Annotated in this window: 20 protein-coding genes; 6 read left to right on the top strand and 14 right to left on the bottom strand. The window is 56.3% G+C overall.

Annotation, left to right across the window (positions count from 1 at the left end; translation table 11 throughout):
* Positions 1–124 precede the first annotated feature (124 nt).
* Entirely contained in the window at positions 125–1342 is a 1218-nt protein-coding gene (locus tag AB3Y40_RS15960; protein WP_369439872.1) for an argininosuccinate synthase, read from the top strand.
* 111 nt (positions 1343–1453) lie between these two features.
* Here the strand turns inward: AB3Y40_RS15960 and AB3Y40_RS15955 are convergent, their stop codons facing one another.
* Positions 1454–2158, bottom strand: coding sequence for a sulfotransferase-like domain-containing protein (locus AB3Y40_RS15955; protein WP_369439871.1), 705 nt, complete (start codon positions 2156–2158; stop codon positions 1454–1456).
* A gap of 187 nt (positions 2159–2345) precedes the next feature.
* On the opposite strand from AB3Y40_RS15955, the gene msrA reads away from it, so the two are divergent.
* Positions 2346–3008 (top strand): peptide-methionine (S)-S-oxide reductase MsrA, encoded by a 663-nt coding sequence (gene msrA / locus AB3Y40_RS15950; RefSeq protein WP_369439870.1) that lies wholly within the window; start codon positions 2346–2348, stop codon positions 3006–3008.
* Positions 3009–3035: 27 nt separating this feature from the next.
* Here the strand turns inward: msrA and AB3Y40_RS15945 are convergent, their stop codons facing one another.
* Both AB3Y40_RS15945 and AB3Y40_RS15940 read right to left on the bottom strand, forming a co-directional pair.
* The gene (locus AB3Y40_RS15945) at positions 3036–3902 is read right to left on the bottom strand and encodes a ribokinase (RefSeq protein ID WP_369439869.1); all 867 of its coding nucleotides are present in this window, start codon (positions 3900–3902) and stop codon (positions 3036–3038) included.
* Between the two features lie 3 nt (positions 3903–3905).
* On the bottom strand, positions 3906–6164 hold the full coding sequence (locus AB3Y40_RS15940; protein ID WP_369439868.1) for an NADP-dependent malic enzyme: 2259 nt from the start codon (positions 6162–6164) through the stop codon (positions 3906–3908).
* A 125-nt stretch (positions 6165–6289) separates the two neighbouring features.
* Here AB3Y40_RS15940 and mutS point away from each other — a divergent pair, with 125 nt between their 5' ends.
* On the top strand, positions 6290–8920 hold the full coding sequence (mutS, locus tag AB3Y40_RS15935) for a DNA mismatch repair protein MutS (RefSeq protein ID WP_369439867.1): 2631 nt from the start codon (positions 6290–6292) through the stop codon (positions 8918–8920).
* Here mutS and AB3Y40_RS15930 read toward each other — a convergent pair.
* The 4 genes from AB3Y40_RS15930 to hrcA all read right to left on the bottom strand — a co-directional run bounded on the left by AB3Y40_RS15930 (position 8909) and on the right by hrcA (position 11726).
* Positions 8909–9151, bottom strand: coding sequence for a YdcH family protein (locus AB3Y40_RS15930; protein WP_369439866.1), 243 nt, complete (start codon positions 9149–9151; stop codon positions 8909–8911). The genes mutS and AB3Y40_RS15930 overlap by 12 nt on opposite strands.
* A gap of 11 nt (positions 9152–9162) precedes the next feature.
* Complete coding sequence (gene ppk2, locus AB3Y40_RS15925) at positions 9163–10014, bottom strand: polyphosphate kinase 2 (RefSeq protein WP_369439865.1); 852 nt, start codon at positions 10012–10014, stop codon at positions 9163–9165.
* A gap of 79 nt (positions 10015–10093) precedes the next feature.
* Positions 10094–10654, bottom strand: coding sequence for a nucleotide exchange factor GrpE (locus tag AB3Y40_RS15920; RefSeq protein WP_369439864.1), 561 nt, complete (start codon positions 10652–10654; stop codon positions 10094–10096).
* A gap of 13 nt (positions 10655–10667) precedes the next feature.
* A complete protein-coding gene (gene hrcA, locus AB3Y40_RS15915; protein WP_369439863.1) occupies positions 10668–11726 on the bottom strand; it encodes a heat-inducible transcriptional repressor HrcA in 1059 nt (352 codons plus the stop codon).
* A 118-nt stretch (positions 11727–11844) separates the two neighbouring features.
* Here hrcA and rph point away from each other — a divergent pair, with 118 nt between their 5' ends.
* From rph to hemW, 3 genes are read left to right on the top strand one after another with little or no spacing between them, the layout of a single operon-like run.
* Entirely contained in the window at positions 11845–12552 is a 708-nt protein-coding gene (gene rph / locus AB3Y40_RS15910; RefSeq protein WP_369439862.1) for a ribonuclease PH, read from the top strand.
* The gene (gene rdgB, locus AB3Y40_RS15905; RefSeq protein WP_369439861.1) at positions 12552–13160 is read left to right on the top strand and encodes an RdgB/HAM1 family non-canonical purine NTP pyrophosphatase; all 609 of its coding nucleotides are present in this window, start codon (positions 12552–12554) and stop codon (positions 13158–13160) included. Before rph ends, rdgB begins: the two co-directional genes overlap by 1 nt.
* Entirely contained in the window at positions 13123–14310 is a 1188-nt protein-coding gene (gene hemW / locus AB3Y40_RS15900) for a radical SAM family heme chaperone HemW (protein WP_369439860.1), read from the top strand. The genes rdgB and hemW overlap by 38 nt, the downstream gene beginning before the upstream one ends.
* Here the strand turns inward: hemW and AB3Y40_RS15895 are convergent.
* The 7 genes from AB3Y40_RS15895 to hemJ form a co-directional block, all read right to left on the bottom strand.
* Positions 14307–15194 (bottom strand): ParB/RepB/Spo0J family partition protein, encoded by an 888-nt coding sequence (locus AB3Y40_RS15895; protein ID WP_369439859.1) that lies wholly within the window; start codon positions 15192–15194, stop codon positions 14307–14309. The genes hemW and AB3Y40_RS15895 overlap by 4 nt on opposite strands.
* Positions 15195–16013 (bottom strand): ParA family protein, encoded by an 819-nt coding sequence (locus AB3Y40_RS15890; protein ID WP_369439858.1) that lies wholly within the window; start codon positions 16011–16013, stop codon positions 15195–15197. It lies immediately after the preceding gene.
* A complete protein-coding gene (gene rsmG, locus AB3Y40_RS15885; protein WP_369439857.1) occupies positions 15997–16620 on the bottom strand; it encodes a 16S rRNA (guanine(527)-N(7))-methyltransferase RsmG in 624 nt (207 codons plus the stop codon). The genes AB3Y40_RS15890 and rsmG overlap by 17 nt, the downstream gene beginning before the upstream one ends.
* On the bottom strand, positions 16620–18491 hold the full coding sequence (gene mnmG, locus AB3Y40_RS15880; RefSeq protein ID WP_369439856.1) for a tRNA uridine-5-carboxymethylaminomethyl(34) synthesis enzyme MnmG: 1872 nt from the start codon (positions 18489–18491) through the stop codon (positions 16620–16622). Before mnmG ends, rsmG begins: the two co-directional genes overlap by 1 nt.
* 1 nt (position 18492) lies before the next feature.
* Complete coding sequence (gene mnmE / locus AB3Y40_RS15875; protein WP_369439855.1) at positions 18493–19773, bottom strand: tRNA uridine-5-carboxymethylaminomethyl(34) synthesis GTPase MnmE; 1281 nt, start codon at positions 19771–19773, stop codon at positions 18493–18495.
* Positions 19774–19778: 5 nt separating this feature from the next.
* The gene (gene rho, locus AB3Y40_RS15870; RefSeq protein WP_369439854.1) at positions 19779–21053 is read right to left on the bottom strand and encodes a transcription termination factor Rho; all 1275 of its coding nucleotides are present in this window, start codon (positions 21051–21053) and stop codon (positions 19779–19781) included.
* A gap of 121 nt (positions 21054–21174) precedes the next feature.
* Positions 21175–21621: a protoporphyrinogen oxidase HemJ gene (gene hemJ, locus AB3Y40_RS15865; RefSeq protein ID WP_369439853.1), complete on the bottom strand. Its 447-nt coding sequence runs from the start codon at positions 21619–21621 to the stop codon at positions 21175–21177.
* Between the last annotated feature and the right edge of the window lie 126 nt (positions 21622–21747).

Genomic DNA, 21747 nt, shown 5'->3' with positions numbered 1-21747 from the left:
GCTGCCCTTTCGCGTTTTGGTTGTGGTGCCGCATTTGCATTGGGGCGTCAACGCTAGAAACCTTGCCCCTGTCAGCCAAACCCGTTATCGCGCCACGCGATAGATCTGCGAAAGGCCCTGCCCCATGTCCGCTCCGAAAAAAGTCGTGCTTGCCTATTCTGGTGGCCTCGATACCTCGATCATCCTCAAGTGGTTGCAGACGGAATATAACTGCGAAGTCGTGACCTTTACCGCCGACCTTGGTCAGGGCGAAGAGTTGGAGCCGGCCCGCAAAAAGGCAGAGATGATGGGCGCCAGCAGCATACATATCGAAGACCTGCGCGAAGAGTTTGTCCGCGATTTCGTCTTTCCGATGTTCCGCGCCAATGCGCTTTATGAAGGGCTGTATTTGCTAGGCACCTCCATTGCGCGGCCATTGATCTCTAAACGGCTGGTTGAGATTGCAGCGGCTGAAGGGGCCGATGCGGTGTCCCACGGGGCGACCGGCAAGGGCAATGATCAGGTCCGGTTTGAGATTGCGGCCTATGCGTTGAACCCCGAAATCAAGGTGATAGCACCTTGGCGCGAGTGGGATTTGTCGAGCCGCACCAAGCTTTTGGAATTTGCAGAGGCACACCAAATTCCTGTTGCCAAGGACAAACGCGGTGAGGCGCCGTTTAGCGTGGATGCCAACCTGCTGCACACCTCGTCCGAAGGTAAAGTGCTGGAAGATCCCGCCGATGAAGCGCCGGAATACGTTTATCAACGCACCGTCAATCCAGAGGATGCGCCGGACACCCCACAGATGGTCGAGATCGGGTTTGAGCGTGGTGATGCCGTATCCATTGACGGCGAGCGGATGTCGCCTGCGACGATCCTGACCAAGCTGAATGAGCTGGGTGGCGCCCATGGCGTGGGGCGTCTTGATCTGGTGGAAAACCGCTTTGTCGGCATGAAATCTCGCGGCATCTACGAAACACCCGGCGGGACGGTTCTGTTAGAAGCGCACCGCGGAATCGAACAGATCACGCTGGATTCCGGCGCTGGCCATCTGAAAGATTCGATCATGCCGCGCTATGCAGAGCTGATCTACAATGGCTTCTGGTTCTCGCCAGAGCGGGAAATGTTGCAGGCGTTGATCGACAAGAGCCAGGAACATGTCACGGGTACGGTTCGCGTGAAGCTGTACAAAGGATCTGCACGGACGGTGGCGCGCTGGTCGGATCATAGCCTGTATTCAGAGGCACATGTGACCTTCGAAGATGATGCCGGCGCATATGATCAAACCGATGCACAGGGTTTCATCCAGCTGAATGCGCTGCGCTTGAAACTTTTGGCAGCCCGTGATCGTCGTTTGAAGTAACGATCCCTGGGGCGCAGGCCCCGGGATCAAACATCACACTTGTCACAAAACAAAGCCTTCCTGCGTGCTTTGGACAATCACGTGTGTAACGGGAAATAGTTTCGGAAATTCCTAAGGTCGCAGACGAAGTGCGTGCAATTTGTCGTAATATGACATCGCTTCGTTAAAGATCTCTTCGTGCTGCGGTTGGACCACTGGCAGCGGACCTTCCGGCCCGGCAAAACCGGTGCTGTTGTGGATCGCACCGTACCAATGACTGGCCCAGACACCGTCATCGGCGCACCCCCCTTTAGGCCAGGACAGCATTGCGGGATCAAATGGCAGACCAATGGTGTCACACAGCGCGGAAAGGGCAGGTTCGGGATCACTTCGGATGTCAAAGCTGTCAATCACTTGACCACCAAGCTGTTGATAAACCTCCCATTGTTGGCGAAAACCCAGATCGTCTGAGGTGATCGAATCTCGCTTTGCGTCGTAGCTTGCAATGACCCGCGCGGGGTGGCGGATGAGGTGGAGATTGGTGCAGGTGGTGGCCCAATCGAGAGGAAAATCATCGACCATATGGTGGGGCATGTGTTTCATGTAAATGTGTGGTTCATCACGCGGCGCGGGCTCAGCACAAAGCGCGGCAACGCGTGCTGGGTCGGTTTCATGTGTCTCCAATATCTGGTGCCGCATCGGGTGATCGATGCCGGTTGCCGCAAGATATGGGGCGTAGAATGGCTCGTCCCAGACCGCGAAATCCGGGCGGGCCCCAAAGGCATACATCATGGCCGTCGACAGGTTGCGAGGCCCCGACCACATTGCGATTTTCATGATGCACATTCCATACACAAACCATGCACATCACGTGCATCCTCGAACCCTAAGATGCGTTAACCACCGTCCGCAAGAGCGACCGAAAATGAATTATTCCATTCAGTAAACTGCCCGTGACATCACGCGCCGGTGAATTGATTGACACCCGCCCTGTCGCCAAGACTGCCGACAAAGGAGAGGTGATATGTGCATCAAAACCCAAACGCTGAAATCTGTTCTGCTGGCGCTTGCCATTGGTATCGGGTTCATTCTGCAATCTGCCCCGGCGCAAGCCCGCGACATGCAGGTCGCGACCTTTGCGGGCGGATGCTTTTGGTGCATCGAATCCGATTTTGAGCGTGTGCAAGGCGTGTCCGAGGTGGTGTCCGGTTACACCGGTGGGACGACATCCAACCCAACATATGAAACCTTGAAGGGGTCAGGGCATTACGAGGCCGTGCAAATCACCTACGACGCCGATCAGGTTAGCTATGCCCAATTGCTGCACATGTTCTTTCGGTCGGTTGACCCCACGGATGCCGGTGGGCAGTTCTGTGATCGGGGGCCAAGCTATCGCACAGCCGTCTTCGCAGCCAACGCGTCAGAACGTCAGGCAGCAGAGGCGGCCAAAGCACAGGCCCAGCGCGATTTGGGGCAGAGCATTGTGACACCGATCCTGAGCGCCAGCACGTTCACCAACGCCGAAGCGATCCATCAGGATTACTACAAGGGTAGCCAGATTATTCTGACCCGGCGCGGTCCAAAAACCCAAGCCAATGCATACAAATTCTATCGCAATGCCTGTGGCCGTGATCAGCGTGTGCTGCAGCTTTGGGGATCAGCGGCACCCTTTGCCAATCATTCCTGACCCTAAAAGATGGGCAGATTGTCCGCCCTAAGGGCGAAAGGCTTGAACTTCTGACAGATCAGGGATCACATCCGCTGTCCCGTGGCGGGTGACCATCAACGCACCCGCGCGCATCGCCTGACCTATGGCCTGCGCCATCGGCATTCCACGATCTAGACCAGCAAGAACGTAACCGGTGAAAGTGTCCCCTGCCCCGGTCGTATCTACAGGATCAACCTTGATCGCATCAAAGTGTTGGTGTCCGCTGTCGCCATACCAATCGGCACCGTCAGCGCCCAATGTGACAATCACATCTTCGATCCCCAGCTCTTCCGGAGACTTTCCTGTCGCCTCTTTCAATTGCGCAGCCTCAACCGCGTTGAGGATCAGGAAATCAAGGAACGGCAGCACCGCCTGCACCCGATCGACATCAAAGGGCGCAGCGGCATAGCCGACACGAAGCCCCATATCGTGGCCCAGTTTAGCTGCCGTGCGCTGTAGGTTGGTTTCGTTCTGGATAATCAGCCAATCCTCTGTCTCGGCGACTGACAGCGCGGATTGCAGAGTCGCTTGCGGAATCTCACCATTTGCGCCGGGGGCCAGGACGATCATGTTCTCACCAGCGGCATCCACAAAGATCAGCGCCTGGGTCGTCGGGGCATCCACCGTCGTTATGAACCGGGTATCAACACCATATTCCATCAGCCGCGATGTGGCCCAATCGCCATCTGCCCCAACCGCGCCAATGTGATGCACGGTGGCTGCGGCGCGCGCGGCAGCGACGGACATGTTGGCACCTTTTCCGCCCAAAAACGTCTCAAACCCCGTGGCAGACAGGGTTTCGCCCGGTTGCGGGATGTGTGGTACGGCATAGACCAGATCAGCGTTGATCGATCCCAGATTCCAGATCGCCATTGGCTACCCCACTTTACAAGCCGCAATCACAGCCATGTTCAGGATGTCATTCACAGTCGAAACGGTCGAGCAAATCTGAATCGGCTTATCGATGCCGGACAATATTGGCCCGATCACCGTGGCACCTGCCATTTCCTGCATGAGCTTGACACTGATCGAGGCGGAATGGCGCGCGGGCACGACAAGCACGTTTGCGGGGCCAGTGAGCCGCTGGAACGGGTAATTCGCCTGTGCTGCAGGGTTCAAGGCGACATCGACTGTCATCTCACCCTCGTATTCAAAGTCGACTTTGCGCGCATCGAGCACGCCTGCGGCCTTGTGCATCTTTTCTGCGCGTTCCGAGACCGGGTAACCAAAGGTCGAGAACGACAGAAACGCCACGCGTGGGTCAAGGCCCAAATCGCGGGCGACAGATGCCCCCGCAGTGGCGATATCGGCCAGATCTTCGTCGCTGGGCCATTCGTGCACAAGCGTGTCGCTGATCAGGACGATCTTGCCGTTGTGAAGTACGGCGGAAACGCCAACGGCCCCGTGTGCTGCATCGGCGTCAAAGACGTGGTTGATCAGTTCCAATACATGGGCGGATTTGCGGGTCGCACCCGTGACCATCCCGTCAACATGACCGTGCGCAAGCATGAGCGCCGCAAAGACATGCCGGTCCCGCGCAGCCATACGGTGCACGTCTTGCATATCATAACCGCGGCGGTTCAGGCGGTCGTATAGAAAGTCCTTATAGGTGTCTAAATCAGGGGTATTTGCTGCATTTACGACGGTCAGCTCTTTCACGGCGTCGCCCAGGCCTTCGGATTTTAACCGTTCGGCCACGTCCGCTTCGCGGCCAACAACCAGTGCTTTGCCAAGGCCGGACCGCTGGTACATGACTGCAGCGCGCAGCACACGGTTGTCGTCGCCTTCGGCAAAGATCACAGTGGATTGCGCCTGCCGCGCGCGGGCATTCAGACTGCGCAAGATGGATTGCGTCGGGTCCATCCGGGATTTCAGGGACTCTTCGTAACCATCCATGTCCACAATGGGCCGGCGCGCGACGCCGGTTTTCATGCCAGCCTGCGCGACTGCCGTTGGGATCCGGTGGATCAGGCGCGGGTCAAAAGGTGTCGGGATGATGTAGTCGCGACCAAAAGTCAGTTTCTTGCCGTAAGCCATGGCGACCTCGTCCGGTACTTCTTCGCGGGCAAGATTGGCCAGCGCATGTGCGCAGGCGATTTTCATCTCGTCATTAATGGCGCGGGCATGGATGTCGAGCGCGCCACGAAAGAGATATGGAAAACCCAAGACGTTGTTGACCTGATTGGGGTAGTCAGAGCGCCCGGTAGCGACGATTGCATCTTCGCGGACGGCATGCGCATCTTCTGGCGTAATCTCTGGATCGGGGTTGGCCATGGCGAAGATAACAGGGTTTTCCGCCATGTTAGACACCATTTCCTGCGTCACGGCCCCTTTTGCTGAGACGCCTAGAAAGACGTCGCAATCCTTCATCGCGTCATCAAGCGTGCGGGCAGAGGTGTTGGCAGCATGTGCTGATTTCCACTGGTTCATGCCCTCTGTCCGGCCTTGATAGATTACGCCTTTGGTGTCGCACATAATGCAGTTGTCATGCTTTGCACCCATCGCCTTGACCAGTTCCAGACAGGCAATGCCTGCGGCCCCTGCCCCGTTCAGCACGATTTTGACGTCTTCGATTTTCTTACCCGAAAGGTGTAGCGCATTGATCAGACCGGCGGCACAGATCACGGCGGTGCCATGTTGGTCGTCGTGAAAGACCGGGATGTCCATTTCTTCCTTCAGGCGCTGTTCGATGATGAAGCACTCGGGTGCTTTGATATCTTCCAAATTGATGCCGCCGAAGGTTGGACCCATCAGGCGCACAGCGTTGCAAAAGGCGTCAGTGTCCTCTGTATCCAGCTCTACATCGATAGAATTCACGTCGGCAAAGCGTTTGAAAAGGACGGATTTCCCCTCCATCACCGGTTTTGAAGCGAGCGCGCCAAGGTTGCCAAGCCCCAGCACGGCCGTCCCGTTCGAGATCACGGCGACCAGATTACCCTTGTTGGTGTAATCGTAGGCTGTGGCAGGGTCGGCGTGGATTTCCTCGCACGGGATCGCGACGCCGGGGGAATAGGCCAGCGACAGATCGCGCTGCGTTGTCATCGGGACGGTTGCCGCGACTTCCCACTTGCCAGGCGTCGGATTGAGGTGAAACGCGAGGGCATCTTCGCGGGTGTGTTTGGTCGTGCCGGCCATTGTCGTCCTCCCTGACGTGACGACCAGTTTGCGACATGGTGCGACAGGCCGCAACGGGTTCGTTTTCGACTTTCGTCGCTAACATCGGCCCGTTAGGTTTGGCCGCGACAATCCGGGGGGATTTGATGAACGCTGTGACGCCGATGATGGCGCAATATCTTGAGTTGAAATCCGGCTATCCGGATGCGTTGCTGTTCTACCGGATGGGCGATTTCTACGAGATGTTTTTTGATGATGCGGTGGCCGCTTCTGCCGCGCTGGACATTGCATTGACCAAACGCGGCAAGCATGACGGCAACGACATTCCGATGTGTGGGGTGCCGGTGCATGCAGCGGAGGGATATCTGCTGACGTTGATCCGCAAGGGATTTCGCGTCGCTGTTTGCGAGCAGATGGAGAACCCGGCAGAGGCAAAGAAGCGCGGTTCCAAATCTGTCGTCAAACGCGACGTGGTGCGGTTGGTGACACCCGGCACACTGACCGAGGATTCGCTGCTGGACGCGCGGCGTCACAACTATCTGGCGGCCTTTGCACAGGTTCGCGACGATAGCGCTTTGGCGTGGGTCGATATTTCGACCGGGGCGTTTCATGTGATGACCTGCCCACGGGTTGCCCTTGGTCCAGAATTGGCGCGGCTTTCACCAAAGGAAGTGATCGTTGCAGATGGAGATGAGGGCGATTTCGCCGCGTTAGTGTCTGAATCTGGCGCTTCGCTGTCCACTTTGGGCAGGGCAGCATTTGACAGCACCAGTGGCGAAAAACGACTGTGCGCACTGTACAAAGTTGGCTCGCTGGATGCTTTTGGAACGTTCAGCCGCGCCGAAATCGCCGCACTTTCGGCGGTGGCCGAATATCTGGATATTACCCAGAAAGGGAATTTGCCACTACTTCGCCCACCGGTGCAGGAGGGGCAGCGGGCAGCGATGCAGATCGACGCAGCGACCCGCAGATCACTGGAACTGACCCATGCAATGGCGGGGGGCCGTACCGGATCATTGCTGGGCGCGGTCGATCAGACAGTCACAGCGGGGGGCGCACGACTGTTGGAACGTCGGTTGGCATCACCGTCTTGCGACAGGGCAACGGTACAGGCGCGGCAAGATGCCGTCAGTTTCGCTGTCGAACAGGTCCGTTGGACCGAGGATTTGCGCGACTATCTGCGCGGCGTACATGATCTGGACCGCGCCTTGTCGCGCTTGGCGTTGGACCGCGGTGGGCCGCGAGATATGGCTGCAATCCGAAACTCGATTAAAGAGGCCGGGCGAATTGCCACGGCATTGCCAGGCGATTTACCAGAGATTTTGGCCGAGGCAGGGCAGGCGCTGGTGGGTCATGACGACCTTTTGGCCCTTTTGGATGCGGCGCTGATTGCCGAGCCACCGCTTTTGGCGCGCGATGGTGGGTTTATCGCGACGGGCTATGACATCGAATTGGACGAGGCCCGGCTGTTGCGCGACGAAGGGCGCGGCGTGATCGCCAAGATGCAGGCCGAGTTTGTTGAGCTGTCTGGCATACAAAGCCTTAAGATCAAGCACAACAACGTGCTGGGCTATTTCATCGAGACCACCGCGACCCATGCCGACAAGATGATGGCGCCACCGCTCAATGAAACGTTCATTCATCGGCAGACGACGGCAAACCAGGTACGCTTTACCACGGTCGAGTTAAGCGAGATCGAAACGCGGATTTTGAATGCCGGGGGCAGGGCGCTTGAGATTGAAAAGAGACTCTATTCCGGCCTAACTGACGCGATTTTGGCGCAGGCGGGGCCGTTGGGAGCAATGGCTCGTGGGCTTGCCGAATTTGATCTGGCAACAGGTTTGGCCACCGTGGCAACACGTGAAAACTGGACCAAGCCGGTGATCGACGATAGTCGGGCATTTGACATCATCGGGGGTCGCCATCCTGTCGTTGAGGCTGCGCTTCAAAAGGATGGGTCCCCATTTGTGGCCAATGATTGCGACCTTTCCGACAAGTCCATTTGGTTGCTGACTGGGCCGAATATGGCTGGTAAATCGACGTTCCTACGCCAGAACGCCTTGATCGCTGTGTTGGCGCAGATGGGGGCCTGGGTGCCAGCAAAAGAGGCCCACATTGGCATCGTAAGCCAAATCTTCAGCCGGGTTGGCGCATCTGACGATCTTGCTCGCGGGCGGTCGACGTTTATGGTGGAAATGGTCGAAACCGCAGCGATTTTGAACCAGGCGGATGATCGGGCACTGGTGATTTTGGACGAAATCGGGCGCGGCACGGCGACCTATGACGGTTTGTCGATCGCCTGGGCCACGTTGGAGCATTTGCACGATGTGAACCGCTGCCGCGCATTATTTGCCACGCATTATCACGAGATGGCGCAGTTGGCGGGCAAGCTGGACGGCGTGGACAACGCAACGGTGTCCGTCAAGGAGTGGGAAGGCGACGTGATTTTCCTGCACGAGGTGCGCAAAGGCACGGCCGACCGCAGTTACGGCGTGCAGGTGGCGAGGTTGGCTGGATTGCCAGATGTGGTGGTAGAGCGCGCCAAGGTCGTTTTGGATGCACTGGAGAAGGGCGAACGCGAAGGCGGGGCAGGGCGAAAGGCCGTCATCGACGATTTGCCGCTGTTTGCGGCTACGCCAGCGCCCCCACCGACGGTCGCCAAACCATCAGAAGTGGAAGATGTGCTGCGTGATGTGCTGCCCGATGATTTGACACCAAAACAGGCACTAACATTGGTGTATCAGCTCAGAGAGATGCTGGGACAGTCAGACAGTTGACAACAAAAGTGCGTAAATCTCGTCTTTGAGCGTCATGCGTTGTTTGCGCATCGTGACAAGGTTCAGGTCATCCGTCGGTTCGACATCTGTTTCGGCCCGATGAATCGCGCGATTGACGTCGTGGTATTGGTCAGCGAGCTTGGCGAAATGCGCATCGGCCTGCTTTAGCGCACTAAGCTGATCCTGAAATTCTGGGAATTCTTCGTGTAGTTCATGAGGGACGTGAGACATCTTTCGCTTTCCTATTGGCCGGATTTGCGGGTTTTGGGGTGAACCGAGGCCGCAAGAATGTGGTCAGCGGCGTGAACAACGGATTCTGCCTGGTGCACAATCAGCGGATCGGGGGGCTGGACCACCGCCGTGTCTTTGTCGGGGTAGTCGAGTTCGGACAGAAAGTGGCGCATCGCATTCAGCCGCGCACGTTTCTTGTCGTTTGAGCGGATGACGGTCCAAGGGGCATCGGCGGTGTCGGTGTAAAAGAACATCGCTTCTTTTGCTTCGGTGTAGTCATCCCATTTATCAAGGCTGGCGCGATCAATCGGGGAGAGTTTCCACCTTTTGAGCGGATCGGTTTCGCGAGAAGCAAACCGGCGGCGCTGTTCATCGCGGGTCACCGAAAACCAGTATTTGAAGAGCCGGATACCAGAGCGCGACAGCATGCGTTCAAATTCTGGCGTTTGGCGCATGAATTCGAGGTATTCGTTCGGCTCGCAGAAGCCCATGACCCGTTCGACACCCGCGCGGTTGTACCAAGAGCGATCGTATAGCACGATTTCGCCAGATGTCGGCAAGTGCCTGATATAGCGCTGGAAAAACCATTGTCCGCGCTCTTCATCATTAGGTTTGTTCAGCGCGACAACTCGTGCGGCGCGAGGGTTGAGATGTTCCATGAAGCGTTTGATCGTGCCGCCTTTGCCGGCGGCATCGCGACCTTCGAACAACAGCACATATTTCTGGCCGGTGTCCTGCACCCAGTGCTGCACTTTCAACAGCTCGACTTGAAGCGCCGCCTTTTCAGCCTCGTATTCTGCCTTTTTCATACGGTCTGCGTAGGGGTAATCACCCTGATCGAAGGCATGTGTTGGATCGGTCATTGCGAAGCTCCTTTCAGAAGGAGCTTCGCAGACCCAAGCGCCGCGCGCGTTGATTTAGGTCAAGAAGCCCAGGGTCCGATCAAGACGCGGGCATCGAGCTGACACCGACCTGCGCGGGGCGCAAGAGCCGGTCGTGAAGCAGGAACCCTTCGGCCATCACTTCGAGAATGTGGCCGGACTTTGTGCCGGGTACGGGGGCCTCGAACATGGCTTGGTGAAGTTGCGGATCGAACTTGTCACCGGCTTCGGGCACGATCGGTTCGATACCGTGCTTTTTGAAGACATTGAGCAATTCGCGCATCGTCAGCTCCACACCTTCGAGCAGCGCTTTGTTGGCGTCGCCTTCAGCCTCCTCGGTGGACTTCAGCGCACGGCGGAGGTTGTCGTAAACTGGGAGTAGATCACGCGCCAGCTTGGAACCGCCATAGTTCTCTGCTTCGCGGCGATCACGGTCGGCGCGTTTGCGCACGTTTTCAGCATCTGCCAGCGCGCGCATCCATTTGTCACGAAACTCATCCCGCTCGGCCTCGATATTGGCGATGCGTTCAAGAACACCCTCATCGCCAGCGGCCTCCATCTCGTCGCCTTCGGCGGCGAGTTCATCAAGGCTGAGTGGTTCATCGAGGTCTTTGTCGGACATGTTTGTCTTCCTGTCAGGAGCGGTCGGAAATCATTTGGCCGACGCGCTGTGCGGTGTAATTCACGATGGGCACAATGCGCCCGTAGTTCAGGCGGGTCGGGCCAATTACCCCAACCGCGCCGATAATCTTTCGGTCGGCGTTCATATAAGGAGAAACCACCAGAGAGGAACCCGAAAGTGAGAACAATTTGTTCTCTGAGCCAATAAAAATGCGGACGCCTTCACCCTGATCGGCAAGTTCCAGGAAACTGGCGATATCGCGCTTGCGTTCCAAGTCGTCAAAAAGGGTTCTGATACGTTCCAGATCGGTTTCAGATTCGGGCAAAAGGTTGCCACGACCGCGCACGATAAGGCGCTCATCAGCGGTGCCTTCGTCTGCCCAAAGGGCCGCACCAGACTGCACAAGTTCTGCAGCTAAGCTGTCAATTTCCTGACGGCGCGCCACGATTTCGCGCTTGATGGTTTCACCCAAAGAAGAGAGCGTTTGGCCGGCGGCGATGGCATTCAGAAAATTGGCCGCTTCGCGCATTGATGATGGGGTTTGGCCGAGGGGTGGTGTGAAGATCCGGTTCTCGACGTGACCATCCGCAAAGACCAGGACCACAAGGGCGCGGTCTGGGGAAAGTGACACGAATTCAATGTGCTTGATCGGTGCTTCATGCTTTGGGGTCAGCACGAGACTGGCACCATGTGTGACACCCGACAGGGCAGAGCCCACGCGATCGAGCAAAGTGGTCACGTCATCAGAATTGGAATCAAGCGTTTGGTCGATGCGGCTGCGATCTTCGCCCGAGAGGTCGTCAACTTCGAGCAGTCCATCAACAAACATGCGCAAGCCAATTTCTGTCGGCATCCGTCCAGCAGAAGTGTGCGGGCTGCCCAGAAGGCCCAGAAATTCGAGGTCCTGCATGGTATTGCGGATCGTGGCGGCGCTGACGTTTTCGGACAGTGTGCGCGTCAGGGTCCGGCTACCAACGGGCGCGCCGGTTTCGAGGTAGCCTTCGACCACGCGGCGAAAAACCTCGCGCGTGCGGGCGTTCATCGTTTCAAGCTGCGGAATCTCGTCTGACATGGATCACCAGTTAGGAGGCTGGGCAATTAAAACCAGCGTGCATGGAACGTCAATCGGGGTTGGCAACGGAAGGTGGGGGGCGTAAGCCGAGAACGCAACCAAAACTCAGGAGTTTTCCATGCGCCCATCAGGCCGTCAGATTGATCAGATGCGTGACGTTTCGATTGAGGTCGGCGTGACCCGGCATGCGGAAGGGTCCTGCATGATCCGGATGGGTGACACCCATGTGCTGTGCACCGCGTCTGTTGACGAAAAGGTGCCGCCGTTCATGCGCAACAGCGGGCTGGGATGGGTCACGGCGGAATATGGAATGCTGCCGCGCGCGACACACACGCGCATGCGCCGCGAAGCCAAGAACGGGCAGGGCGGCCGGACGCAGGAAATCCAACGTTTGATTGGACGGTCGCTTCGGGCTGGTGTTGATCGTGTGGCGCTGGGCGAGCGGCAGATTACGGTGGATTGCGATGTGATTCAGGCCGATGGCGGCACGCGCTGTGCGTCAATCACTGGTGGCTGGGTGGCCCTAAAACTAGCCGTGAACCAGCTGATGAAAGCAGGCGTGATCACAAGTGATCCGCTGATTGATCCCGTTGCGGCAATTTCTTGTGGCATCTATGCGGGACAAGAGGTGTTGGACCTTGATTACCCCGAAGACTCTGAGGCCGGTGTTGACGGCAATTTCATCATGAACGCCGGCAAGCTGGTTGAAGTGCAGATGAGTGCCGAAGGCCAAACGTTTACCCGTGACCAGATGAATGGCCTTCTGGATTTGGCGGAAAAAGGCATTGGTGAGTTGAATGTGGCGCAGATGGCGGCTGTCAGCTAATGCGGCGCTTTGACGGGGATCAGCTAGTTGTAGCGACGCATAATCAAGGCAAGCTGGAAGAGATTGCTGATCTTTTGTCGCCCTATGGGATCAAGATTACCTCGAACACGGATCACAATCTGCCGGAACCTGACGAAACCGAGACCACCTTTGTCGGGAATGCGCGGATCAAGGCTCATGCAGCGGCAAAAGCCACAGGTTTGCCGGCACTTGCTGACGATAGCGGGATCGAGGTTGATGGGCTGAACGGCGCGCCCGGTGTTTACACCGCGGATTGGTCCGAAACGCCAGATGGCCGCGATTTCGTAATGGCAATGACGCGGACTTGGAATGAGTTGGAAGCGGTGAACGCGCCTTATCCACGCAAGGCACGGTTTTGTAGTACATTGGTTCTTGCATGGCCTGACGGTCATGATGAGGTGTTTCCTGGCGTGATGGACGGCCAGGTCGTGTGGCCGATGCGGGGTGATCAGGGGCATGGCTATGACCCGATGTTCCAACCCGATGGATATGACATCACATGTGGTGAGATGGATCGCTGGGAAAAGAACAAGATCTCTCACCGGGCGGATGCCTTTGCCAAATTGGTCAAGGGCTGCTTTGCCTGAGGATTGGCAAGTTGCGGGCTTTGGCCTGTATATTCATTGGCCGTTTTGTCAGGCCAAGTGTCCCTATTGCGACTTTAATAGCCATGTGGTCGGCGCGATTGATCAGGCGCGTTGGCAAAACGCTTATCTACACGAAATCACACGTGTCGGACGGGAAACTGAGGGCCGGGTACTTCGGTCCGTGTTCTTTGGCGGCGGGACGCCAAGCATGATGGATCCCCAACTGGTGAACGCAATTCTGGAGCATGTCCGCTCGACTTGGACCATCGCGAATGATTGCGAAATCACGTTGGAGGCCAATCCAACATCCGTCGAAGCGGGGCGTTTCGCAGGGTACCGTGATGCAGGTGTGAACCGGGTGTCCCTTGGCGTGCAGGCGCTAAATGACGTAGACCTAAAGGCCTTGGGCCGGTTGCATACTGTGCGAGAGGCGATGCAGGCCTTTGACGTCGCGCGCGCAGCGTTTGATCGTGTGTCCTTTGATTTGATCTATGCGCGGCAAGGTCAATCGTTGGATCAATGGCGAGCCGAGCTGAAAGAAGCGTTGGCATTCGCCGCGGATCACCTGTCGCTATATCAGTTGACGATCGAAGAGGGGACCGCATTTGGTGATCGGTTTGCCGCCGGTAAGTTGCGTGATTTGCCAGACGATGACACGGCGGCTGATATGTATCTCGCAACGCAGGATTTGTGTGAAGCGGCTGGGTACGAGGCTTACGAGGTGTCCAATCACGCGCGTCGTGGCGAAGAAAGCCGCCATAATCTGATTTATTGGCAATCCGGTGATTACGCTGGGATCGGACCGGGGGCGCATGGCAGGTTGACGTTGGGTGGCCAGCGCTGGGCGACAGAAACGCCTTTGGCCCCGACAGCATGGTTGCGCCAAGTCGAAATGAAAGGCCAAGGCGAAGGTTCACGAGAGCAGTTGTCGGCTGAGGCGCGGATGACAGAATTCTTGCTCATGGGGTTGCGGGTGTTCGAGGGCGTTTCGATGGAACGCTTAGAGGCGCTAGGTGGTGAAAGGTTATTAAACAATATCAATAACTTATTAGAACACGGCCAACTTCAACAGTCAGAAAGTTTACTGTCTGTCGCACCTGCGTTTCGCCCTGTCTTGAACGGTGTTTTGCGAGGGTTGCTGGCAGATTAGCCGCCACCGAGTGTCCGCAAAAGATCGTCAAGCTGTTCGAACGACTGGTAGTTTATCGTCAGCTTGCCGCCTTCCTGGCCGGGCTTGTGGTCGATGGCGACCTTCATTTTAAGATGAGCGGTCAGCTCTTGTTCGATCTGGACGGTGTCAGCGTCTTTTGCTGTGCCGCCAGCTGGGCTCCGCTTTGATCCCTTTTGCGGCAAGCCAGTTTTGGCGATCTTTTCCGCCTCGCGCACGCTGAGGCGTTTTTGAATGATGTGTTGTGCGAGCTTGGTCGCGTCATCGTGGCCCACAAGCGCACGGGCATGGCCCGCGGTGAGCTTCCCCGTCGCCAGCCAACCAAGGACAGGGTCGGGAAGATTGAGCAATCGCAACAGGTTGGCAATGTGGCTCCGGCTTTTTCCGAGCGCCTGAGCCATTTGATCCTGGGTGTGACCAAAGCGATCCATTAACTGGCGATAGCCGGTCGCTTCGTCAACGGGATTGAGATCAGCACGTTGGATATTCTCGATAATCGCAATCTCTAGCACTTCGGTATCGTCGAAGTCGCGGATCAAGACCGGCAATTCATGGAGTTGCGCCATTTGTGACGCGCGCCACCGGCGTTCGCCTGCCACGATCTGATAGCTTTGGCCATCGTTCGGGTCCCGGCGCACGATCAGGGGCTGGATCACGCCCTTTTCCTTGATCGAGTCGGCGAGTTCAGACAGCGCGTCATTGTCAAATGTCCGGCGCGGCTGATCGGGATTGGGACGAATGCTGTCAATCGGAAGCGTCAAATCGGGTCGCTTGGGTGCGTCAGCGGCGGGCGCATCCGTCTGTACATCCGCCATGAGTGCCGAAAGGCCACGGCCGAGGCCACGCGGCTTTGATGATTTTGCCATTTAGCTGACCTTTCTGATCGGAGCTTTGGATTTCGTCAGGATTTCTTGCGCCAGCGCACGGTAGGCCTGCGCACCAGATGACGTTGGATCGTAGGACAGGACTGGCATCGCGAAAGACGGCGCCTCGCTGAGCCGCACGTTGCGCGGGATGAGGGTGTCGAAGACCAAACCGCCCAGATTTTCGCGGGCGTCCGCCTCGACCTGTTGCGAGAGGTTGTTACGTTTGTCGTACATCGTCAACACGATCCCTTCGATCCGCAGGTTGGTGTTTGCGGATTGCCGGACCTCTCTGATGGTGAGCATGAGTTGCGACAAGCCTTCGAGAGCAAAGAACTCAGATTGTAACGGGACGATGACAGAGTCCGCAGCCACCATTGCATTGACCGTCAAGATGTTGAGGGATGGCGGGCAATCGATCAAGATGTAGTCAAGTTGATAGCTATCCATCGACAATTGCCGCAACGCATCGTGCAAAAGGAAACTGCGTTTTTCGTTGGAAATCAGTTCGATATCTGCAGAGCTGAGGTCTGTTGTCGCTGGAATGACCAGGAGATCCTCGACATTTGAAACCTGGATCGCGTCGCCCGGTGTGGCGTCGCCAACGAGCAGATCATAGGTGGTTACCAAACGCTTGCTGTGATCAATACCGAGGCCAGTTGAGGCATTCCCTTGTGGGTCGAGATCGATCAGCAAAACGCGGCATCCTGCCTCTGCCAACGCTGCGCCAAGGTTGATTGTGGTCGTGGTTTTGCCGACGCCGCCCTTTTGGTTTGCCACCGCGATGATCTTGGCGCGGTTGAGGCTATTGGGCGTCTGCACGTCGGATATTCCTTATGGCAAGAATACAGCTGTCAGGTGCGGTCAGGCTTTGATGTGTGGTCACATCAAAGGACCAAACCCGTTTCGCTGCATCCAGTTCCTGAGCATAATTCCTGCCCTTGTGAAGCAATGCAACGCCGTTTTCATTCATATGACGAACTGCATGAGCGAGAAGATCGGTGACGGGTGCCAAGGCGCGTGCGGACAGGATATTTGCACTTTGGGGAGCTGCAGATTGAATTCTGTCAGCAATAACTTGACCAGTCACACCACATTCACGCAAAGCGGTACGCAGAAATGTCGATTTTCGCTGATCACTTTCGATCAACGTGAACCACCGCTCGGGCGCAAATTCTGTAGTTATGATTGCAGCGACAATTCCCGGGAAACCACCACCGCTACCAAGATCGACCCAGTGGTTGGATTTGGGCAAGTCTGCATTGAAAACCTGTGCAGAATCAAGGATGTGCCGTTGCCACAGGTCCGTCAGATCAACCTTGGAGACAAGATTTATTTTTGGGGACCATCTGACAACAAGCGACTCAAACAACTTGAGCCGCTCCATTGTTTCACGTGAAACATCAACGTCGCCGATCAGGATGGGCATCAACCAGCCTTTTCACTGCTATACCGTTTCAGATAACCCGAAAGCACCAAAAGAGCCGCCGGCGTCATGCCGTCAATGCGACGCGCCTGCGCGAGCGTTTCAGGTTGTGCCGCTGTGAGCTTCTGCACGAGCTCTGCAGACAGACCCCCCAAGGCACCAAAGTCCGTATCGCGCGGAATGATCGTTGCTTCATCTTTCGCCATCGCGGCAATGTCTTTTTCCTGTCTTTTGATGTAGTTGGAATAAAGAGCGTCGTTCTTGATTTGCTCTTCGATCCCCGGTTCAAGCGCAGGAACCGCGTTAGAAATCCCGCGTAGCTCAGCAAAGCCAAAGTCGTTTAGGGAAAGCGCATCAAGCGCCGTTCGCTTTGGGCCATCTACATTCAGCTTTGCACCAGACGACGCAATGTCACGCGCCGATAGTGTAATCTGCGAAAGCGTCGCGGCACCGCGTTTGATTTTTTCGATCTTTGATTCAAAATTCGCCCACCGCTGATCGTCAACCAACCCCAATTTACGTCCTCTTTCGGTCAAGCGCTGATCGGCGTTGTCAGCCCGCAAAAGAAGCCGAAACTCGGCACGTGACGTAAACATGCGGTAAGGTTCCGTCACACCCCGGCTGGTCAGATCATCAATCATCACGCCGATGTAGCTGTCTTTACGGCTGAACACGACAGTATCTTGATCACGCGCACGCATCACAGCGTTGATTGCCGCCACTTGTCCCTGTGCGGCCGCTTCTTCGTATCCCGTTGTGCCATTGATCTGGCCCGCAAGGAACAATCCAGGACAGGCCTTCAATTCGAGCGATATGCGCAGCGCACGCGGATCGACGTAGTCATATTCGATGGCATAGCCCATCTGCTCAATTTCGACCTTTTCGAGCCCCGTCATGGAACGAACGTATTGTTCCTGCACCTCCGCCGGCAGAGAGGTTGAGATCCCATTAGGGTAGACGGTGCTGGTGGTCAGTCCCTCTGGTTCGAGAAAGACTTGATGTGAATCTTTATCCGAAAACCGAACCACTTTATCTTCGATAGATGGGCAATAGCGGGGACCAACACCGTCAATATGTCCGCCGTACATCGCTGATCTGGATAGGTTTTCCCGAATGATATCATGGGTCTGTGTGTTGGTATGGGTGATGCCGCAAGAAATTTGACGGACCGCAGGTGCCACAGACATAAATGAAAACAAACTTGGGTCTTCATCGCCTGGCTGCTTATCCAAACGCTCCCAGTCAATCGTAAGACCGTTTAGACGAGGCGGTGTGCCCGTTTTCAGACGGCCCATCGGCAGACCAAAGCTATCTAAACGCTCGGCCATTGCGACAGAGGCGTTATCACCGACACGGCCGCCGGGGCGCGATACATCCCCGATATGGATAACCCCACGAAGGAACGTTCCGGTCGTCAAAACAACACTCTTGGTCGAAAGTGTCGTACCGTCCGCAAGATGAAGCCCTGTAACCTCACCACTTGCAACACGCAGATCGGTCGCCTCAGCCTCAATCACGGCCAGATTCTCTAGTCCAGCAAGCGACGCCTGGACAAATTCCCGATAGAGGACCCGGTCAGATTGCGCACGTGGTCCACGAACAGCCGGACCCTTAGTGCGATTGAGCAGGCGAAATTGAATACCAGCCGCGTCGGCCGCAAGCCCCATCAAACCACCCAGCGCATCAATCTCTCGGACTAGGTGGCCTTTGCCAAGGCCGCCAATTGCCGGGTTACAGGACATCACACCAATTGAATCCTTCCGCAGCGTGACCAGCGCGACCTTTGCGCCCATTTTGGCCGCAGCCCACGCCGCTTCAGAGCCAGCATGGCCACCGCCCACGATCACAACGTCAAAGTGTTTCACGTGAAACATCCTACTTTCCGATGCAGAAGCTAGAGAAAATCTCGTCCAGAAGGTCCTCTACATCCACGCGCCCGACGATCATGTCAACCGCCCGGATCGCCTGCCGAATATCCTCTGCCAGAAGGTCCATTGGCCGACTCTGTGTCAGATCGATGAGCACCCCATCTATGCGATCCCGCGCATCCATCATCGCAACCCGATGGCGGTCCCGCATTGCGACTCCGGCTGAGCCTGCTCTCTTCTGAAGCTCTGACGTAAGTGCCGCCAACAAAGCGTCCAAACCTTGGCCCGTCAGTCCAGACACCGCCAGTCCATCTATAGCACGCACATCGGCCTTGCCTTGGACCACGAGATCACCAGTTTCAACGGGAAGTGGAAAATCATCCTGATCCGTTACCAAGAACAACCGAATGTCCGCCAACCGTGCCCTATCGACAGCACGTTGAACGCCAATTTCTTCAACAATATCAGTTGTTTGCCTGATACCAGCAGTGTCCAACAAGGTCACGGGCAACCCCGCCAAATCCATCTGAATTTCGATCACATCGCGGGTCGTCCCAGCGACATGCGACGTGATCGCCGCATCACGTCCGGCCAGCCGGTTCAGCAAACTCGATTTTCCCACGTTAGGTGCGCCGACAATCGCGACCTCAAATCCATCCCGGATCCGCTCTGCAATGGCGACACCATCGATCTGAGCGCTCAAGTCAGATGCAACCTTTGTCAGCAATGCCTGAACCTCTGGTGTGACATCGACGGGGACATCCTCATCGACGAAATCAATGGTCGCTTCGATCAACGCTGCCGCTCTTATCAGATCAACGCGCCAAGCCTCTGCCAAATTTCCCAAGCCACCAGCAAAAACGCGCATCGCCTGTTTCCGCTGCGCTTCTGTTTCTGCGTCGATCAGATCCGCCAGCCCTTCCACCTGGGCGAGGTCAAGCTTGCCATTCTCCAATGCCCGCCGGGTGAATTCACCTGCTTCCGCGCTGCGGCCACCTGCCGTTTCCAATGCAGATAGGACCGCCCGCACAATCGCCGGACTACCATGCAGGTGAAGTTCGACAACCGGCTCACCGGTAAAGCTCTTTTCACCTGGAAAGGACAAAACCAGAGCCTGGTCCAGAACAACCCCATCCGCAGACCGAAGAACCCGCAAGCCCCGCTGCACCGGCAGGTCAGACATCAACCCACCAGCAAGCTCAAACGCCCTCGGTCCCGATACGCGCACCACGGCAATACCCGCGCGGCCGGCGGCAGTGGCCAGCGCAAATATCGTATCCTGCGACATCGTCGTCAGGTGTTCATAGAATCGAAGAAGTCAGCGTTGGTCTTGGTCTGCTTGAGCTTACCAAGCAAGAATTCGATAGCATCTGTCGTGCCCATCGGGTTGAGGATCCGCCGCAAGACATATGTCTTCGCAAGATCGTTCTTATCGACCAACAATTCTTCCTTCCGGGTACCGGATTTGAGGATATCCATCGCAGGGAACACACGCTTGTCCGCTACCTTGCGGTCAAGCACGATCTCAGAGTTACCCGTACCTTTGAATTCCTCAAAGATCACTTCGTCCATCCGACTACCGGTATCGATCAGCGCGGTCGCAATGATCGTCAACGATCCGCCTTCCTCAATGTTCCGCGCGGCACCAAAAAAGCGCTTGGGCCGTTGCAACGCATTGGCATCCACACCACCGGTCAACACCTTGCCAGAGGACGGCACAGTGGTGTTGAACGCACGGCCAAGACGAGTGATCGAATCAAGCAAGATCACAACGTCCCGCTTGTGTTCAACCAGGCGCTTTGCCTTTTCGATCACCATTTCGGACACCGCGACGTGACGGTCTGCGGGTTCGTCAAACGTCGACGACACAACCTCACCTTTCACAGACCGCTGCATGTCCGTCACTTCTTCTGGGCGTTCATCGATCAACAGGACGATCAAGTAACACTCTGGGTGGTTCTTCTCGATCGAGTGCGCGATGTTCTGCAGCAGCACCGTTTTACCCGTGCGCGGGGGCGCCACGATCAAGGAACGTTGCCCTTTACCAATTGGCGACACCAGATCGATAATCCGCGCGGACCGGTCTTTCTTCTGGTGCTCGTCATCAACCTCCATCTTCAGTCGCTCATCTGGATAAAGCGGGGTCAGGTTGTCAAAGGCAACTTTGTGTTTTGTCTTTTCCGGGTCCTCGAAATTGATCCGTTCAACCGTGTTCAGAGCAAAGTAGCGTTCACTGTCGTTCGGTTCCTTGATCAACCCTTCGACCGTATCGCCGGTCCGCAGCGAATGCTGGCGGATCATCTCAGGTGACACATAAATGTCGTCAGGACCGGGCAGGTAATTCGCCTCTGGCGAGCGCAGAAAGCCAAAGCCGTCCTTGACGACCTCTAGCACCCCATCACCGCCAATCAGCCACTCTTCGTCTGCACGTTCACGCAGAATCGCGAACATCATGTCGCCCTTCCGCATGGTCGAGGCATTCTCGATCTCAAGCTCTTCAGCCAGCGATAACAGATCCTTGGGGCTTTGCGCCTTCAGGTCAGCAAGGTTCAGACGATGTTGGGACATATTATATTCCATGAGCGCACCGAAACGGCCCGCATTGTGTTCTTACGATTGGAAAACGCTTGTCGCCCGGACGGGCAGCGCCGCTTCATCTAAGGCGCTTCCAGCGCGGAGTCAACAAAACCTAGAACGGACGCACGATCACGGCAATCACAATGACAAACATCAAAACGGTCGGCACCTCGTTTATCAACCGATAAGTCCGCCCGCTGCGCGTGTTCTGGCCCGCGGCAAAGTCTTTGCGGCGCGCGGCCAACCAACCATGCGCGCCTGACATTGCTAAGACCGCGATAAGCTTCGCCCAACTCCACACAGCGCCAAAATCAAACGCCCCCATCCCGATCAACAAAAGACCACATACCCATGATACAATCATTGCCGGGTTCATGATTACACGCAGCAGCTTTGCTTCCATCACTTGGAACGTCTGATCAAGCTCTGACCCTACGGTCGCTTTCTCAGCATGATAGACAAACAGCCTGGGCAAATAGAACATTCCAGCCATCCAGGAAATCACCGCAATGATATGTAATGCCTTGATCCAATCATAGAATGGCAGAAGCCAGCTCATGTGATCCTCTCTTTCATGGTCTTGTTCTTCCTTAATAAAGAAAGAAAGAAAAGAAGGATGATGATGATTATGGGTTGCCCGAATCTGTGGATTACAAATTCATGCGCAGGTTTATCCCCAGTCTTA

The organism is Yoonia sp. R2331 (genome assembly GCF_041103235.1).
In the GTDB taxonomy this organism is placed as follows: Bacteria; Pseudomonadota; Alphaproteobacteria; order Rhodobacterales; family Rhodobacteraceae; genus CANMYO01.
Note: the sequence above shows the minus strand (reverse complement) of the source record. Positions and strands in the feature narration are given on the sequence as shown.

Coding starts and splice junctions, on each gene's coding strand:
- AB3Y40_RS15960 (WP_369439872.1), top strand. CDS start 125: ATGTCCGCTCCGAAAAAAGTCGTGCTTGCCTATTCTGGTGGCCTCGAT.
- AB3Y40_RS15895 (WP_369439859.1), bottom strand. CDS start 15,194: ATGGCAAAATCATCAAAGCCGCGTGGCCTCGGCCGTGGCCTTTCGGCA.
- AB3Y40_RS15945 (WP_369439869.1), bottom strand. CDS start 3,902: ATGGCGATCTGGAATCTGGGATCGATCAACGCTGATCTGGTCTATGCC.
- mnmG (WP_369439856.1), bottom strand. CDS start 18,491: ATGTTTCACGTGAAACACTTTGACGTTGTGATCGTGGGCGGTGGCCAT.
- AB3Y40_RS15930 (WP_369439866.1), bottom strand. CDS start 9,151: ATGTCTCACGTCCCTCATGAACTACACGAAGAATTCCCAGAATTTCAG.
- mnmE (WP_369439855.1), bottom strand. CDS start 19,773: ATGTCGCAGGATACGATATTTGCGCTGGCCACTGCCGCCGGCCGCGCG.
- rdgB (WP_369439861.1), top strand. CDS start 12,552: ATGCGGCGCTTTGACGGGGATCAGCTAGTTGTAGCGACGCATAATCAA.
- hrcA (WP_369439863.1), bottom strand. CDS start 11,726: ATGTCAGACGAGATTCCGCAGCTTGAAACGATGAACGCCCGCACGCGC.
- rph (WP_369439862.1), top strand. CDS start 11,845: ATGCGCCCATCAGGCCGTCAGATTGATCAGATGCGTGACGTTTCGATT.
- ppk2 (WP_369439865.1), bottom strand. CDS start 10,014: ATGACCGATCCAACACATGCCTTCGATCAGGGTGATTACCCCTACGCA.
- msrA (WP_369439870.1), top strand. CDS start 2,346: ATGTGCATCAAAACCCAAACGCTGAAATCTGTTCTGCTGGCGCTTGCC.
- rsmG (WP_369439857.1), bottom strand. CDS start 16,620: ATGCCCATCCTGATCGGCGACGTTGATGTTTCACGTGAAACAATGGAG.
- mutS (WP_369439867.1), top strand. CDS start 6,290: ATGAACGCTGTGACGCCGATGATGGCGCAATATCTTGAGTTGAAATCC.
- AB3Y40_RS15940 (WP_369439868.1), bottom strand. CDS start 6,164: ATGGCCGGCACGACCAAACACACCCGCGAAGATGCCCTCGCGTTTCAC.
- hemJ (WP_369439853.1), bottom strand. CDS start 21,621: ATGAGCTGGCTTCTGCCATTCTATGATTGGATCAAGGCATTACATATC.
- rho (WP_369439854.1), bottom strand. CDS start 21,053: ATGTCCCAACATCGTCTGAACCTTGCTGACCTGAAGGCGCAAAGCCCC.
- hemW (WP_369439860.1), top strand. CDS start 13,123: ATGCCTTTGCCAAATTGGTCAAGGGCTGCTTTGCCTGAGGATTGGCAA.
- AB3Y40_RS15955 (WP_369439871.1), bottom strand. CDS start 2,158: ATGAAAATCGCAATGTGGTCGGGGCCTCGCAACCTGTCGACGGCCATG.
- AB3Y40_RS15920 (WP_369439864.1), bottom strand. CDS start 10,654: ATGTCCGACAAAGACCTCGATGAACCACTCAGCCTTGATGAACTCGCC.